The sequence below is a fragment of the Pectobacterium atrosepticum genome (assembly GCF_000740965.1).
Taxonomy (GTDB): Bacteria; Pseudomonadota; Gammaproteobacteria; order Enterobacterales; family Enterobacteriaceae; genus Pectobacterium; species Pectobacterium atrosepticum.
This window is the reverse complement of sequence record NZ_CP009125.1, coordinates 2,922,921-2,938,020: the sequence shown is the minus strand read 5'-3', so window position 1 is coordinate 2,938,020 and position 15,100 is coordinate 2,922,921. Positions and strand designations below refer to the sequence as shown.

Annotated in this window: 11 protein-coding genes and 1 tRNA gene; 3 read left to right on the top strand and 9 right to left on the bottom strand. The window is 52.4% G+C overall.

Translation table 11 applies throughout. The annotated features are described in order from the left end of the window. Nucleotides 1-29: 29 nt before the first annotated feature. Nucleotides 30-3,632, top strand: coding sequence for an urea carboxylase (gene uca, locus GZ59_RS12930; protein ID WP_039292265.1), 3,603 nt, complete (start codon nt 30-32; stop codon nt 3,630-3,632). A 51-nt stretch (nt 3,633-3,683) separates the two neighbouring features. Here the strand turns inward: uca and GZ59_RS12925 are convergent, their stop codons facing one another. The 6 genes from GZ59_RS12925 to GZ59_RS12900 all read right to left on the bottom strand — a co-directional run bounded on the left by GZ59_RS12925 (nt 3,684) and on the right by GZ59_RS12900 (nt 10,034). Next, a complete protein-coding gene (locus GZ59_RS12925; RefSeq protein ID WP_039292263.1) occupies nt 3,684-4,379 on the bottom strand; it encodes a LutC/YkgG family protein in 696 nt (231 codons plus the stop codon). Beyond that, nucleotides 4,379-5,800, bottom strand: a complete 1,422-nt coding sequence (locus GZ59_RS12920) for a LutB/LldF family L-lactate oxidation iron-sulfur protein (RefSeq protein ID WP_039292261.1) — start codon at nt 5,798-5,800, stop codon at nt 4,379-4,381. Before GZ59_RS12920 ends, GZ59_RS12925 begins: the two co-directional genes overlap by 1 nt. Before the next feature lie 9 nt (nt 5,801-5,809). Beyond that, nucleotides 5,810-6,529, bottom strand: a complete 720-nt coding sequence (locus GZ59_RS12915; RefSeq protein ID WP_039292259.1) for a (Fe-S)-binding protein — start codon at nt 6,527-6,529, stop codon at nt 5,810-5,812. Between the two features lie 45 nt (nt 6,530-6,574). Next, nucleotides 6,575-8,128 carry an L-lactate permease gene (locus GZ59_RS12910; protein WP_039292257.1) on the bottom strand — a complete coding sequence of 518 codons (1,554 nt, stop codon included), beginning with the start codon at nt 8,126-8,128 and terminating at the stop codon, nt 6,575-6,577. A 295-nt stretch (nt 8,129-8,423) separates the two neighbouring features. Continuing rightward, nucleotides 8,424-8,500, bottom strand: a tRNA-Val gene (locus GZ59_RS12905). 160 nt (nt 8,501-8,660) lie between these two features. After that, complete coding sequence (locus tag GZ59_RS12900; protein WP_039292255.1) at nt 8,661-10,034, bottom strand: MATE family efflux transporter; 1,374 nt, start codon at nt 10,032-10,034, stop codon at nt 8,661-8,663. Between the two features lie 248 nt (nt 10,035-10,282). Here GZ59_RS12900 and GZ59_RS12895 point away from each other — a divergent pair, with 248 nt between their 5' ends. After that, nucleotides 10,283-10,918 carry a riboflavin synthase gene (locus GZ59_RS12895; protein ID WP_011093491.1) on the top strand — a complete coding sequence of 212 codons (636 nt, stop codon included), beginning with the start codon at nt 10,283-10,285 and terminating at the stop codon, nt 10,916-10,918. Nucleotides 10,919-10,979: 61 nt separating this feature from the next. On the opposite strand, the gene cfa is transcribed toward GZ59_RS12895, so the two are convergent. Both cfa and purR read right to left on the bottom strand, forming a co-directional pair. Beyond that, nucleotides 10,980-12,131: a cyclopropane fatty acyl phospholipid synthase gene (gene cfa / locus GZ59_RS12890; RefSeq protein WP_039292253.1), complete on the bottom strand. Its 1,152-nt coding sequence runs from the start codon at nt 12,129-12,131 to the stop codon at nt 10,980-10,982. A gap of 308 nt (nt 12,132-12,439) precedes the next feature. Next, nucleotides 12,440-13,465 carry an HTH-type transcriptional repressor PurR gene (gene purR / locus GZ59_RS12885; RefSeq protein ID WP_011093493.1) on the bottom strand — a complete coding sequence of 342 codons (1,026 nt, stop codon included), beginning with the start codon at nt 13,463-13,465 and terminating at the stop codon, nt 12,440-12,442. 390 nt (nt 13,466-13,855) lie between these two features. Here purR and cydH point away from each other — a divergent pair, with 390 nt between their 5' ends. Continuing rightward, entirely contained in the window at nt 13,856-13,945 is a 90-nt protein-coding gene (gene cydH / locus GZ59_RS23565; RefSeq protein ID WP_100675241.1) for a cytochrome bd-I oxidase subunit CydH, read from the top strand. A 93-nt stretch (nt 13,946-14,038) separates the two neighbouring features. Here the strand turns inward: cydH and GZ59_RS12880 are convergent, their stop codons facing one another. After that, nucleotides 14,039-14,890: a C40 family peptidase gene (locus GZ59_RS12880; protein ID WP_011093494.1), complete on the bottom strand. Its 852-nt coding sequence runs from the start codon at nt 14,888-14,890 to the stop codon at nt 14,039-14,041. Nucleotides 14,891-15,100: the final 210 nt, after the last annotated feature.

Sequence of the window (15,100 nt, the reverse complement as noted above, 5' to 3'; positions counted from 1 at the left end):
GACGACCTGCCCTTGCATGAGTCTAGCGTATGTTCGACACACTTCTGATTGCTAACCGTGGTGCGATTGCGTGCCGTATTCTGCGTTCGCTGCGCGAGATGAACGTCCGTGGCGTCGCGGTCTATTCTGATGCCGATATCAGTAGCCTGCATATTCAGGACGCCGATGAAGCCATTAGTCTGGGAGAGGGCGCGGCGGCTCATACCTATTTGGATGTCGCGAAAATTTTATCGGCGGCGCAGCGCAGTGGCGCGCAGGCCATCCATCCGGGATATGGCTTTCTATCTGAGAATGCGGCATTTGCCGAAGCCTGTGAAACGGCACAAATTGCCTTTGTTGGGCCGACGCCGCAGCAGCTGCGCGTATTTGGCTTAAAACATACGGCGCGCGCGCTGGCGAAGAAATACCACGTCCCGGTGCTGGAAGGCACTGAACTGCTGGAAAATATTGATGCCGCCCTGTGCGCGGCGGCAGAGATTGGCTACCCAGTCATGCTCAAAAGCACGGCCGGTGGTGGCGGGATTGGGATGCGCGTCTGCTATAGCGCCACGGAACTGTCCGAGGCGTTTGAAACGGTAAAACGGCTGGGACAGAACAATTTCAGCGATGCGGGCGTTTTCATCGAAAAATATATCGAACGTGCCCGGCATCTTGAGGTACAGATTTTTGGTGATGGTCAGGGCGACGTGCTGGCGCTGGGCGTTCGGGACTGCTCGGTACAGCGTCGTAACCAGAAAGTCATTGAAGAAACGCCTGCGCCCAATCTGCCGGACGGCGTCGCTGACGCGCTGTGTTCTGCGGCAATCTGTCTGGCGCAGGCGGTGAATTACCGCAGTGCGGGGACGGTGGAGTTCGTCTATGACAGTGCGACCGACCGTTTTTATTTTCTTGAAGTCAACACGCGCCTACAGGTCGAGCACGGCGTAACGGAGCAGGTTTGGGGTGTGGATCTGGTACGGTGGATGATTGAACTGGCCGCAGGGGATCTGCCGCCGTTGCGTGAGCTGGCAGCTCAACTGAATCCGCGTGGTCATGCGATTCAGGCGCGTTTATATGCCGAAGATCCGGGCAAACAGTTCCAACCATCACCGGGATTATTGACGGAAGTCGAATTCCCCGCGTCAGAAGAACACCGCCTGCGCATCGATACCTGGGTGACGGCAGGGTGCGATATCCCCCCGTTTTTCGACCCGATGCTGGCTAAGATTATCGCCTGCGCGCCAACCCGCGAGCAGGCGATGGCCGGGCTGGATCGCGCGCTGGCAGAGACGCGGGTCTACGGCGTTGAGCACAATCGTGACTATCTGCGTCAGATTCTGGCGGCAGAACCGTTTGCCAGCGGCCAGCCGTGGACGCGCTGTTTGGATGCGTTGGCCTATAAGGCGACAACCTGCGAAGTGGTGAGTGCGGGTACGCAAACCACCGTACAGGACTATCCCGGACGTCTCGGATACTGGTCGGTCGGCGTGCCACCGTCGGGTCCGATGGACGATCGCGCGCTGCGTTTAGGGAATCGACTCGTGGGAAATCCGGCGGGGACGGCCGCGCTGGAGGTCACGATGAACGGGCCGACATTGCGTTTTAACACCGATGCGGTGGCAGTTGTTACGGGAGCGGCGATTGCTATTGAGATAGACGACCAGCCCATCCCGATGGATCGCGTGTTTGCGATACCGGCTGGTGCCAGCCTGCGTTTAGGGGCAATGCAGGAACAGGGCGTACGCAGTTATCTCTGCCTGCGCGGTGGTATCGAGGTGCCGGATTACCTTGGCAGTAAAAGCACCTTCACGCTGGGACAGTTTGGCGGCCATGCCGGGCGTGCGCTACGGGCGGGGGATGTTTTACACCTTGCTGCGCTGGCGGACAGACGAGTTGGTGACCGCCTGCCGGATGCGTTACGCACCACGTTGTCTGCGGTGCGTGAACTGCGCGTGATTTACGGCCCGCATGCCGCACCCGACTATTTTACGCCTGCCTATATGGACACTTTTCTCACCACTGAATGGGAAGTGCATTTTAACTCCAGCCGTACGGGCGTACGCCTGACTGGGCCGAAACCGGAGTGGGTACGCGATAGCGGCGGAGAGGCGGGGCTGCACCCTTCGAACATTCACGACAACCCGTATGCCATCGGGGCGGTGGATTTCACCGGCGATATGCCGGTTATTCTGGGGCCGGATGGCCCGAGTCTGGGCGGTTTCGTCTGTCCGGTGACGGTGATCGAAGCCGACTTGTGGGCGCTGGGGCAGCTTAATGCTGGCGATCGCGTGCGCTTTATTCCCGTCGATCTCGCTACGGCGCGTTCGCTGGCATTGGCGTGTCATGCTGAGGTAGAACAGCTTGCGCCGATCAACATCGACTGGTCGCCTGCCGCGCTCATTTCTCCGGTGGTATTGGATATCGGTGACGCGGATAAGCGGCTGGTTGCAAGGCTGTCCGGTGATACGCATCTACTGCTGGAAGTGGGGGCGGCGGAGCTGGACGTAGCGCTGCGTTTTCGCGTTCATGCGCTGATGATGGCGCTGGAACAACAAACGCTTGATGGCATCATTGATATCACGCCGGGTATTCGCTCGTTGCAGGTGCACTATCGTCCTGAAACGCTGGCATTGTCGCCTCTGCTGGAGGGGCTTTCCTCGCTATGGTTGGCCGTTTGCGCCCAGCAAAATCTGACCGTGCCATCGCGGGTGGTTTATCTGCCACTGTCCTGGGACGACCCTGCCTGCCAACTGGCGATTCAGAAATACATGATCACGGTACGCAGCGATGCGCCCTGGTGCCCAAGCAACCTTGAATTTATCCGCCGTATTAACGAACTGGATAATCTCGATGAGGTTTATCGAACGGTGTTTGAGGCCAGCTATCTGGTCATGGGGCTGGGCGACGTTTACCTCGGCGCACCGGTGGCAACGCCGCTGGATCCGCGTCACCGTTTAGTCACCACCAAATATAACCCGGCGCGCACTTGGACGGCGGAAAACTCGGTGGGGATTGGCGGCGCTTATCTGTGCGTTTATGGCATGGAAGGGCCGGGCGGCTACCAGTTTGTCGGACGCACGCTGCAAATGTGGGATCGTTATCGCGACGTTGACGCCTTTGACGGTAAACCGTGGCTGCTGCGCTTCTTCGACCAAATTCGCTTTTATCCGGTGTCGGCTGATGAATTGTTATCCATCCGACGGGATTTCCCGCTAGGGCGTTATCCGCTGCGGATCGAGCAAAGTGAATTGGCGCTAAGCGCCTATCAGGATTTCCTGTCGCGGGAAGCGGAAGACATCGAGACATTCCGCGTGCGCCAGCGGGCAGCGTTTGAGGCGGAGCGTGAGCGCTGGCGTATTGCCGGCCAATCGGTGACGGATAGTGTGGACGCCGTGATTGAGGAAACGAGCGAAATGCCGATCCAGCCGGGGCAGGTCGGCGTGGAAAGCCCGATTGCCGGCAACCTCTGGCAGGTGGCTACCGAAGTGGGTAAGACGGTAGCTGAAGGGGAAACGCTGATGATCCTCGAATCCATGAAAATGGAGATCCCGATTGTGTCGCCGCAGCACGGCAGGGTTCGAGAGATTCGCTGCCAGCCTGGAGCGTCCGTTCGTGCAGGGCAGTGCGTGGTGGTGATTGAGTCTCAGGGATAAGTCTTGCACCGGATCTTTGCAGGCGGCGAAATGAGGCCGCCTGCTTTAGTGTTAACAGTCCTCAACGATCAGATAGGCGGCATTAATCGGCCCGTGTACGCCGACTACTTTGATCAGTTCAATATCGGCTGTGGAGCTCGGGCCACCAATAATATTAATGCACGATGGCATACGCTCGCCTTGTTGCGCCATGTGATGCAGGTGCTGCGCCAACTGAGCGATACGGGGTAACAATGTGCTTTTTCGCAGTACAAAGAGAGAGGATTCCGGCAACAGGCTGACGGCGCGTCCTCGTTGTGGTGCGGAAAATAGCACTACGCCGCCTGATTCGGTTAGGCCATACTCCGCGTAGACTACGCCGACTTTGGCTTGCTCCGCCAGCCGCAGATTTTCTTCTCCCACGCTGGGATCCCATACGCTGGCCTGACATTCACGCTGCAAGCACGCGGTGATCCCTAATGCCTCTAAACGCCGATCGTCGCTGACGATCACGGGCGCGTGGCCGTATTTATCGCACAATTGCAGCGCGGCCTGCGCTGCGTCGGCTTCGCTGACGATTTCGCAGTGCGCTAGCATGACGTTAGTCGCGACATCTATAAACGCATCACAACGCTGCTGTACGCTCAGATCGGTTAATTGAGTACGAGCATGATGGCTGGCAGGCCTTGGCAACGAAGCGGGAATGTGGCGCACCTTGCGTCCGAGCTGGCGGGCAATATCAGCCAGAAAACTATCTCGGTTTTCCATTATTTCTTTCCTCTTGCCTGATGTTTCTTAAACCAGCTGCGGAAGCTTTCGCCGTCTGCATCTGGCAGATCGCGCGCTTCCGTCCATTCACCGATAGCACCCATCTCAATGCGTGTTTTACCGTTTTTAATAAACCAGCCTGCGGCATGGGCTCCGGCGATCATTCCGACCTTCCACAGCATCGGGTGACTGTTGACGTAGCTGAAGAGTTTCGTGAAGCGCTGTTCGGCTTTTGGCGTTATTCCGCTTTCCGCCATAACGCGCCGGTGCTTGAGAATCAGTGACGATAATGGAATATGGACTGGACACACAGTATCGCAGGCGGTACAGAGCGAGCAGGCATAAGGCAGTTCTTTGAAATCCTGATAGCCACCCAGCAGGGGGGAAATGACGGCACCGATTGGGCCAGGATAAATAGAGCCGTAGCCGTGTCCACCGATATGACGATAGGCAGGACAGGTGTTGATGCAGGCACCACAGCGGATACAGCGCAGAATATCGCGGAACGCGGAGCCAAGAATCTGTGAACGACCGTTATCGACAATCACCAGATGAAATTCCTGCGGCCCATCAACGTGTCCCGCTTCGCGTGGCCCCGTCAGCCAGGTGTTGTAACCCGTCAGACGCGCGCCGACCGCACTACGCGCCAACATGGTGATCAAGACGTCCACCTCCTCAAAGGTCGGCGCAATCCGCTCCATCCCCATCACCGCAATATGCGTTTTTGGCAGCGTGGTACACATTCGCGCATTGCCTTCGTTGGTGACCAGACAGACCGAGCCAGTTTCCGCCACCGCGAAGTTACAGCCGGTGACGCCGACTTCCGCACTGAGAAAATCCTCACGTATCTTCTGACGAATGAACAGCGTCATGGCTTCTGGGGTTTCTGGCCCGTCATAGCCCAGCTTTTCGTGCAGTACTTTGCGGATTTGGTAGCGATCTTTATGGATGGCAGGAACGACGACATGCGAAGGCGGGTCTTGATCCAGTTGCAGAATATATTCGCCCAGATCGGTTTCGATAACCTCAATCCCCGCCTGCTGCAAGACGTGATTCATACCGATTTCTTCGGTGACCATCGATTTCGCTTTGACGACTTTTTTGGCATGGTTAGCCTGAGCAACCTGAAGAATGTAACGGGTGGCATCTTCCTTGGTTTTGGCGAAATAGACCTGTCCGCCGTTGGACGTCACTTTTTCTGATAGCTGATAAAGGTAAGCATCGAGATTGTTAAGTACATGCTCGCGAATCTGAGCGGCATGATCGCGCCACGCTTCCCAATGGCCTAACTCATCGACCATTTTCTGACGGTTTGCGCCGATACGTTCCTGCGCGTTGGCAACCGCCTTACGCATGATGGGATCGTGAATCTGGGTTTGAATACGATCCTTAAATTTAACATCGCTGGTTTTTAGGCTCATATTCTCTCCTTAGCGGCTCATCAGAACTTCGGTGATGTGCATCACCTTGACAGGGTGGCCTTCACGCTGCATTCGGCCACCGATATTGAGCAGGCAACTGACATCGGCGCCAATCAGGTAGTCGGGTTTGACCTCCATCATATGGCTGACTTTTTCTTTCACCATTTCGCCGGAAATTTCTGCCATCTTCACCGAAAATGTGCCGCCGAAACCGCAACAGGTTTCTTCTGCCTTAAACGGCAGTAAGTGTAAATCCTGAACGTGGCTGAGCAGCGCGATGGGCTCCTCTCGCACGCCCAGTTTGCGAAACAGGCTACAGGAGGGGTGATAAACCGCAGTCCCCGACAAACGTGCACCGACGTCCGTCACGCCCAGCGTATTGACGATGAACGAGGTCAGATCTTTCATGCGTTCGGCAACACGCTCGGCACGTAGCACCCATTCGGGCTCATCGGCCAGATATTCGGGATAGTGGCGGATGGCGTTCATACATGAACCTGCGGGAGAAATGATCGGGTCGTCATTGTCCTCCAGCGCGGCAATCACGCTTTTCATACCGGGAATGGCGCTGTTGATATAACCGCCGTTGATGGCGGGTTGCCCGCAACATGACTGTTTTTCGGGAAAGTGCACGTTGCAGCCCAACTGCTCCAATAGCAGTACGGAATCACGCGCCATACGGGATTTAAGGGCGTCACCAATACAGGTAACAAAAAAATTAACATTCACGACAGACTCCCATTACTCAATGTAGATGGATTTTTTATTGTGATATCAGGCCATAAACAGGTAGTACACCAGGCCGACCTTGAGCCCAAGGATGATGATATAGACGCCGCAATACTTCAGCGTACCGGACATGATCGCGCTGCCTTGTCCTTCCATACGTGTTGCCGACACCGCGATCGCGATACTTTGCGGCGATATCATCTTGCCGCCGGTGGCCCCTGCGGTATTCGCCGCAGCCAGCCAGACGGGATCGACATGCAACTTCTCCGCTGCCATGGTTTGCAGCTTGCCAAAGAGCACGTTGGAATTGGTGTCGCTGCCAGTGACGAAAGTACCTAACGCCCCAATCACGGGGGCAATAAACAGATAGCCCCCTCCGGTTACGTCCACCAGGGTTTGTGCCAATGTGGCGATCAGTCCGCTGACATCCATTACCGTTGCCATGGCGACGATGGCGGTAATCGCGATAATCGAATTTCTAAGCTGTTTTACCGTGCTGACGAAGACATTCAACATGGTCCCCAGATTCGCGCCTTGTATAAAACCGCCCAGCAGGCTGGCGATGATGATTAGGACGCCGGGAGTGGCAATCCAATCGATCTTCAACTTCAGCACCTGTGTGTCCGTCAGGTAAAAGGGAATGACGGAAGCCACCTGAGAGACGGTGCTTTTGATAGCGGGAAATAGCGGAGAGCAAAGCAGAATAAAGGTAAAAATCAGGATATAAATCGCACAGGCGCGCAGCAGTTGACTGGCGGAATAGCCCGATAGGGACGCGCGCTGAGCGCTGTCGATAAGGTAGGTCTTTTCGGTTTCTTTCTTACGGCATTTTGCCATTAACGTAACCGCAACCAGGCTGACTAAACTGCCTGCGAAGGCGGGCAATTCGGCGCCGAGGTGGACGGCCACAATATACTGCGGCACCAGCGTGGTTACGCCGCACACCAGCGTAATAGCGAACACGCCGCGAATGGCTTTAATGCCGCCGCCAACGATCGCGATGATGACAAAGGGCAGGAGAATGTTGAATAACGCCAGTTGCAATACCACCGTGGCGCTTAATGTGGTGACCGAAAGGTGAACCTGTTCCGCTAAAATAGACACCGGAATGCCGACGGCACCAAAAGCGGTAGGGACGGTATTGGCGACCAGTGAGGCGATGGCCGCTTTCATCGGGTCGAAACCGAGTGCGATAAGGATGCCGATGGGGATCGCAACGGCGGTGCCATAACCCGCAGCCGCTTCGAGAAAACCACCAAAACACCATGAAATCAGCAATACCTGAATACGTTTATCATCGCTGATACTGGCAAGGACATCCCGTAGTACATCCATGCTGCGTGTTTTTTGCATCAGGTTATAACTGTATATCGCACCCAGAATAACGATGATAATTGGCCATAGACCTTTTAGTGCGCCATAGCTTGCTGCTAGCCCCAGAGTTTTCAGCGGCGTATGCCAGAATAGGGCGGTGATCACGACAGTTAGCGTCAGCGTAATCAGTACTGCGTGGTGGATAGGCATTTTTATTTTGAGAATAAGAACAATCATGACCAACAGTGGGAAGCTACCCAGCAAAAAATATAAATAATCGTGCATAGCGGTGTCCTGACATCCTGATTTTAAGAAGTTAAAAAACAAGGGATACCAACGTGGTGCTATATACACTTATATAATGAGTGGTTATTAAATAATTTTAGCTGAATCGGGTCAGATGAAACAAAGAAGTGCGAAATGAGTGTGAAATTAGTTACTTAATGGTTAATTTAGTTATTTAACTGGGTGGGATAGGAAAACTGAGCTAGTAAACCGCCGAGAATAACGGTGGTTATTGTATTAAAAGAGGGAAAATAAACGGTAATTCAAAAGGAATGGAGAAGTGAAAAACAAGGAATGGTGCGTTCAATTGGACTCGAACCAACGACCCCCACCATGTCAAGGTGGTGCTCTAACCAACTGAGCTATGAACGCATTTAGATACCTCGCTGCCTGTCTGACAGCGGGACGAATAGTAGCGATCAAGGTAAAAACTGGCAAGCGGAAAAATGCAATTTTGTGCGCTTGCCAGCGTGATTGCTGAGCTTGTATCCGTTCCGCCGTTTTTTTCGACAATACCTGAGTGAAACGTTAGCTAGCGGGCGGCTCGCGCTAAAATTCGTGCGGCAGGCTGGCGCTGAAGAAAACGAATTCGCGTCACCATCATCACCGCTGCTGCCGTTAGGCCAATGATGAAACCGCACCAAAACCCCGCAGGCCCCATGCGCGGCACGATAACATCCGTCAACGCTAGTAGGTAGCCGCTCGGTAACCCCAACACCCAATACGCGACAAAGGTAATATAGAAAATCGAACGGGTATCTTTATAGCCACGTAATACGCCAGTGCCGATCACCTGAACAGCATCGGAAATTTGATAAACGGCAGCCAACAGCATGAGCTGAGAGGCCATTGCCACCACCAGTGGATCCTGATTGTAGAGCAGGGCGATAGGCTCACGTAGCAGCGTGGTAAAAATTGCCGTGCAGCAGGCTAACGCCACGCCAGCCATGATACCAGTGTGCGCGGCAATACGGGCATTCTCAACTGAACCTTCCCCTAAGCGGTGCCCGACTCGGATGGTCGTAGCAACGCCAACCGAGAGCGGAAGGACGAACATCAGTGAACTGAAGTTCAGGGCAATCTGGTGACCGGCCACATTGACGACGCCTAGCGGTAACACTAACAGTGCCACCACTGCAAACAGCGTAACTTCAAAAAGCAGTGCCAGCGCAATGGGTAAGCCGAGGCCAAATAGGCGCTTTAGTACGGTAAAATCCGGTCGGAATGCTGGGCGATGAAGGCGGATATCGCGTAACCAGGAAGCACGTCGGGTATAAAGCATCATTAACAGCATCATGATCCAGTAAACCGATGCGGTAGCCACGCCACAACCGACGCCACCTAGCTCGGGCATGCCAAATTTACCGTGGATAAAGATATAGTTGATCGGGATGTTGATTAATAGCCCGATGAACCCAATCATCATGCCAGGGTAGGTTTTGGACAGCCCTTCACACTGGCAGCGCAACACCTGATAGAACAGATAGCCGGGAACGCCCCACAGCAGCGCATGCAGATAACCAATGGCTTTTGCAGCCAGTTCCGGCGAGTCGTTGCTCATCAGATTGATGGCATATTCACCCTGATACAGCACCAGCATCGTTAACACAGAAATGATGGCGGCCAGGAAAAAAGATTGTCGCACCTGATGAGAGATGCGATCGCGTCGGCCAGAACCGTTGAGCTGTGCGACAACGGGGGTTAACGCTAATAACAGACCGTGACCAAAAAGAATGGCGGGTAGCCAGATAGAGGTTCCCACTGCGACGGCGGCCATATCGGTGGCGCTATAAGCACCTGCCATGATGGTGTCAACCACACCCATCGACGTTTGGGACACTTGCGCAATAATGACAGGAACAGCAAGCGCCGATAATTTACGCGCTTCTGTCAGATACTGTTGCACGGATACCTTCCTTGAATGACTTAATTTTGCTAGCGGGATGAATAATCTGGATATGGAAAACGTCAAGAATAAAACGAGAGTGTTATTGTAACGACTTAATAAAAGTAAACCAGCTTGAAAGAGAATATATTCTTTTTGTTACGCTGCGGTTTCGGTAGCGTTTGACGCTCGGTATTCCGGTTTGGTTTTCCACAGAATATCGGGCACACTGCATACAGTCATTTCTTTGTTTTTAAGAGGCAAACTGCATGTTTACCGGTATTGTTCAGGGCACCGCGCCAGTGGTGTCGATTGAAGAAAAATCCAACTTTCGTACTCACGTTATTCAACTCCCACCCGACCTACTGCCAGGGCTTACGCCCGGTGCATCAGTGGCGCACAATGGCTGCTGCCTGACGGTAACGGCAATTGATGGCGATCGCGTCAGTTTTGATCTCATGAAAGAAACGCTGCGGCTAACAAATCTGGGCGATATTCATGAAGGTGATGTCGTGAATATTGAGCGAGCCGCGAAATTTGGCGATGAGATCGGCGGGCACGTCATGTCGGGACATATTATGTGTACGGCAGAAGTGGTCAAGATTCAGATTTCAGAAAACAATCATCAGATTTGGTTCCGCCTGGCAGATGAAGCGCTGATGAAATACGTGCTGCATAAAGGCTTCGTCGGGATTGATGGCATTAGTCTGACTGTTGGAGAAGTGACCCGCGGACGTTTCTGCGTGCATTTAATTCCAGAAACGTTGAACCGCACAACGCTGGGACAGAAACGACTGGGGAATCGCATCAATATTGAAATCGACCCGCAAACGCAGGCCGTGGTCGACACGGTAGAACGCGTGTTAGCCAGCAAGCAGGCGAACGAGCTCGTCAACGAAGAGTAATCCCTGCGTTGCCTCTTTTTGTAAACCGGATGAACAATATCATCCGGTTTTCTCGTTTCTCTCAGCGTGAAACGCGTAATCCACCATCAATCCCATTGATACTGAATACGATCTGCCAGAGCTGAAGCTCTCTGGCTCTGAACGTTCCTGCACACGCGTTCAGATAGTAGCTAAACATCCGACGAAAGCGGGCGGTATAGCGTGTAGAAAGCTGGGGCCACCCTTGCTGAAAGCGCGTATGCCACGCCATTAATGTGCGATCGTAATCGGCGCCGAAGTTGTGCCAGTCTTCCATTACCATGTAAGGCTCACTCGCCTGCGCGATATGCTGTATGGATGGAATGCAGCCGTTGGGGAATATGTATTTGTGAATCCAGGGATCAATGTGCGGGTTGGTCTTATTGGCACCGATAGTATGTAGCAGGAAGAGTCCATCGGGCTTAAGATTGCGTTTTGCCATGCGAAAGTAAGTGTCATAGTTACGCGGGCCGACGTGTTCAAACATGCCAACAGAGGCGATCCTATCGAATTGCTGGTTCAGATCGCGGTAGTCTTGTAGCGCAATGGTGACGTCAAGATCCTGACAGCGCTGTTGCGCCAGCATCTGCTGTTCTCTGGAAATGGTGATGCCGTAAACGGAGACACCGTAGCGCCGCGCCGCGAACTCAGCAAGCCCGCCCCAGCCGCAGCCGATATCCAGCAGCGTCATCCCTGATTTTAGCTGGAGTTTTTCGCAAATCATGGTGAGTTTGTTTTCCTGCGCCTGTTCCAGCGTGTGTGCCTGTTTCCAATAAGCGCAGGAATATTGCATGTAGGGATCCAGCATCAGGGTAAAGAGGTCATTACCTAAATCGTAATGTGCTTTGCCGACAACCTGAGCGCGTCTGCGGGACTGCAAATTAGTGACGCGGGAAATGGCGACTCGTGTAAGATCGTGCAGGCGGCGAGGTAACGTATTTCCTAGTCCTGCGCGCAGGACACGATGGAAAAACATATCCAGCCGTTCACACTCCCACCATCCGTCCATATAGCTTTCACCTAATCCCAGCGAACCTTCTCGCAAGACGCGTTTAAAAAAGCGGGGATGGGTAACGTGGATATCAAAAGGGCGAGTACCGTTGATCGTGATATCTGCGGTGGCCAACATGTCCTGCATTATGTGGAACCAAGGCGCGGTATCGTGATCCCATTCTTCTGCATAAGGTAATCCCATCATGTCTCCTTAACTTTTCACGTATAAAAGTATCGTAAAACACCTGGACAGCACTTACTGCAGCCGACGTATCGGCTGTCACCAGAGAAAAATGAAGAAGAAATTTGCACGTAAACAGGAGCTCATTGGCAAAAAACACGGACCTGCTTACTGACGTGCGGCTATCGCTATTTTGGTTTTATCAGTGAAACTGAAACGCAGGGTTCAGTTTAGAGTTGCTCCAGCCAATATACAAGAAAATTGGCTGAAGCAAGCAGAGAGGGAAAGCGGGCAGGAATAGAAAAACCGTCTGTATTGCGTCGTCGGGGTTAGCGGCGATAATCGCGGAACGGGCCGTCGGCAACCGAACGGCGTTCAATCAGCGTCGGGTGAACTTCAATGACGTGCGCATCTTCTCGCTTACTGGTAATGCGATCCAGCAGCATAGAAAATGCGGATTGGCCCAGGCGTTCTTTCGGCTGGTGGATGGTGGTCAGGGCTGGCGTAAAGAAGCGCGCGTGGCGCACGTTGTCATAGCCGATCACTGAAATATCCTGCGGTACGCGCAAACCCAGTTCGTCGGCTGCACAGATGGCACCCATCGCCATGATATCGCCACCGCAGAATACGGCCGTAGGTCGCTGTTTCTGCGCGAGAATCTGATGCATGGCTTTGTAGCCGGATTCCGGTTCGAAATCACCCTGAACAACCCATTCATTGCGCACGGTGATATCAGCTTCCTTCAACGCTTTTAAAAAGCCGAGATAGCGTCCGCTGCCCGTGTTGCGCTCTTGAATGCCGGGGATGGCACCGATATCCCGATGGCCGCGTTCAATTAGGTAGCGGCCCGCCATATAACCGCCTTCAAAGGCGTTATCGATAATCGTATCGGTGAAATCGTTGTGCATTTGTCCCCAATCCATAACGACCATTGGAATGCTGCGATAATCTTCCAGCATGCCCAATAGCTCCGGCGGGTATTCTGCGCACATCACCAACAGGCCATCGACGCGTTTTTGCGCCAACATAGAAAGATAGGCGCGCTGTTTGCCAATGTCATTATGAGAATTACACAGCACCAACGTGTAACCTTTGGCATAACAGCTGTTTTCGACAGCTTCAATGATCTCGGCGAAGTAGGGCGCTTCGCTGGATGTTGCCAGCAAGCCAATAGATTTAGTGTGATTAACTTTGAGGCTGCGAGCGACGGCGCTGGGCGAATAGTGCAATTCTTTGATTGCTGCCCTGACGGCTGCCTTGGTCTCTTCGGCGACGAAACGTGTTTTATTGATCACGTGCGATACGGTTGTGGTGGAAACGCCAGCACGTTTTGCCACATCTTTAATCGTTGCCATCTAAAAATGACTCCTGAACTTACCTGTTACAGACGTAAGTATATTGTTAATCGTTTGCCTACGTTTAAAGTTCTTCTTCTAAGCTAAAAAACAGGATTTCAGAAGGAGAATGCCGAATGTTATACCGAAGGGGTCTGGGTTGACGTTTTTCGACTGATACGCAGCGCTTTCATAAACAGCGGATTGTGTCCGATTTATCATGAAAGTGAAAGGGCTAATTTATACTATTAGTGATGCATTCGTCCGAGATTTTTCGCTAGAATTATGAAAGAATCGTAATAACCCTATTATTTGTAGTTTTAACCACCTGCGTGGGTTCTGCTGTGAATGGTGGTGTCTTTTTTTAGATGAAGTTTCAGATGAAACTTGTTCGCTAATAAGGAGTGGTTTATGGATACAAATCTGAAAATGTCTTTGCTGACAACCGTTGGTTCGTTGGCTGTGATCATCGCATTTAGCTTTATCGCGGTGCTGAATTAACCGATCGGTGCTTCCGCCGCTGGTTGGCATTCAGACACGTTTGTGGTGCATAAACGTGTCTGAATTATTTAGGGTATAACCGGTATAATCTGCTTAACGAATCGTCTGTGGCGTAACGACGCGACGCGCGCCAACGTAGTGCTCCTGCCAATAATCTTCACTCAACTTGCTGATACGAATATCTGAGCCTGTACGCGGCGACTGGATAAATTTCCCTTCTCCCAGATAAACCCCAACGTGATCGGCAGCGCCACGGTTATTGATGCGGAAGAAGACGAGATCGCCACTTTCCAGCTCGCTCTTTTTAATCGGCGCAGCATCACGCAGGTGGTACATTTCATTTGCGGTGCGCGGGATTTGTATCTTGACGACATCTTTATAGGCGTAATAAACCAGCCCGCTACAGTCAAATCCGGTAAAGGGAGATGAGCCGCCCCAGTGATAAGGTTTACCTATTTGGCTCATCAACTTATTCATTGCTGTTGTTTTGGCATGCTGATAGCGTTTTTTATGCGCCGCGCTGAGCGTCATTCCTTTTTCTGTAGGAGAAGGATTTTTATCCAACTTTCCTTTGAGGGCCGTCTTCTTTAACCCTGTTTTGACTCTGACCTGTGCAGTCGTCTGCTTTTCTTCTTCAGATTTCAGCTTTTTAAGGTTTTTCTTCACTAGCGCAGGAGTGCTGCTTTGCGTCCGTGACGGCTTTTTTTCTGTCGATTTGTTAGCTGTTCGGGGTTTGGTTTTATTGCTTACTGCGGTAGGTTCTGGTTTTTTGCTTTTGATCGGAGTCGGTGATTTAGCATTACCCTTTGTTTGACGGCTTTTCTTATTCGTTTCTTCAACGGCGCTTTTCTTCGGCGCCGAATGCGGGGTATGCGGCGCAGCCTGAACAAGGTTCAGGGATAGATTACTGAAAAATAATATAAAAAGAGTAATAAATAAGCGCATAATAAAAGTGACCGAACATAATCCTTAACTCGCTCAATCCCCACAGTATTCCTGAAAACGGCGTCATAAAAAAGTGGGCACGGTCGCTTTATTCATACAGAATAGTGAAAAAACGTTAATAGTTATTTTTTCGATTGATTTATCAGCACTTTCTGGCGTTGATTTCATCAATGATGCAAAGCGATAAGAGAAAATAACCCTACAAAAAAT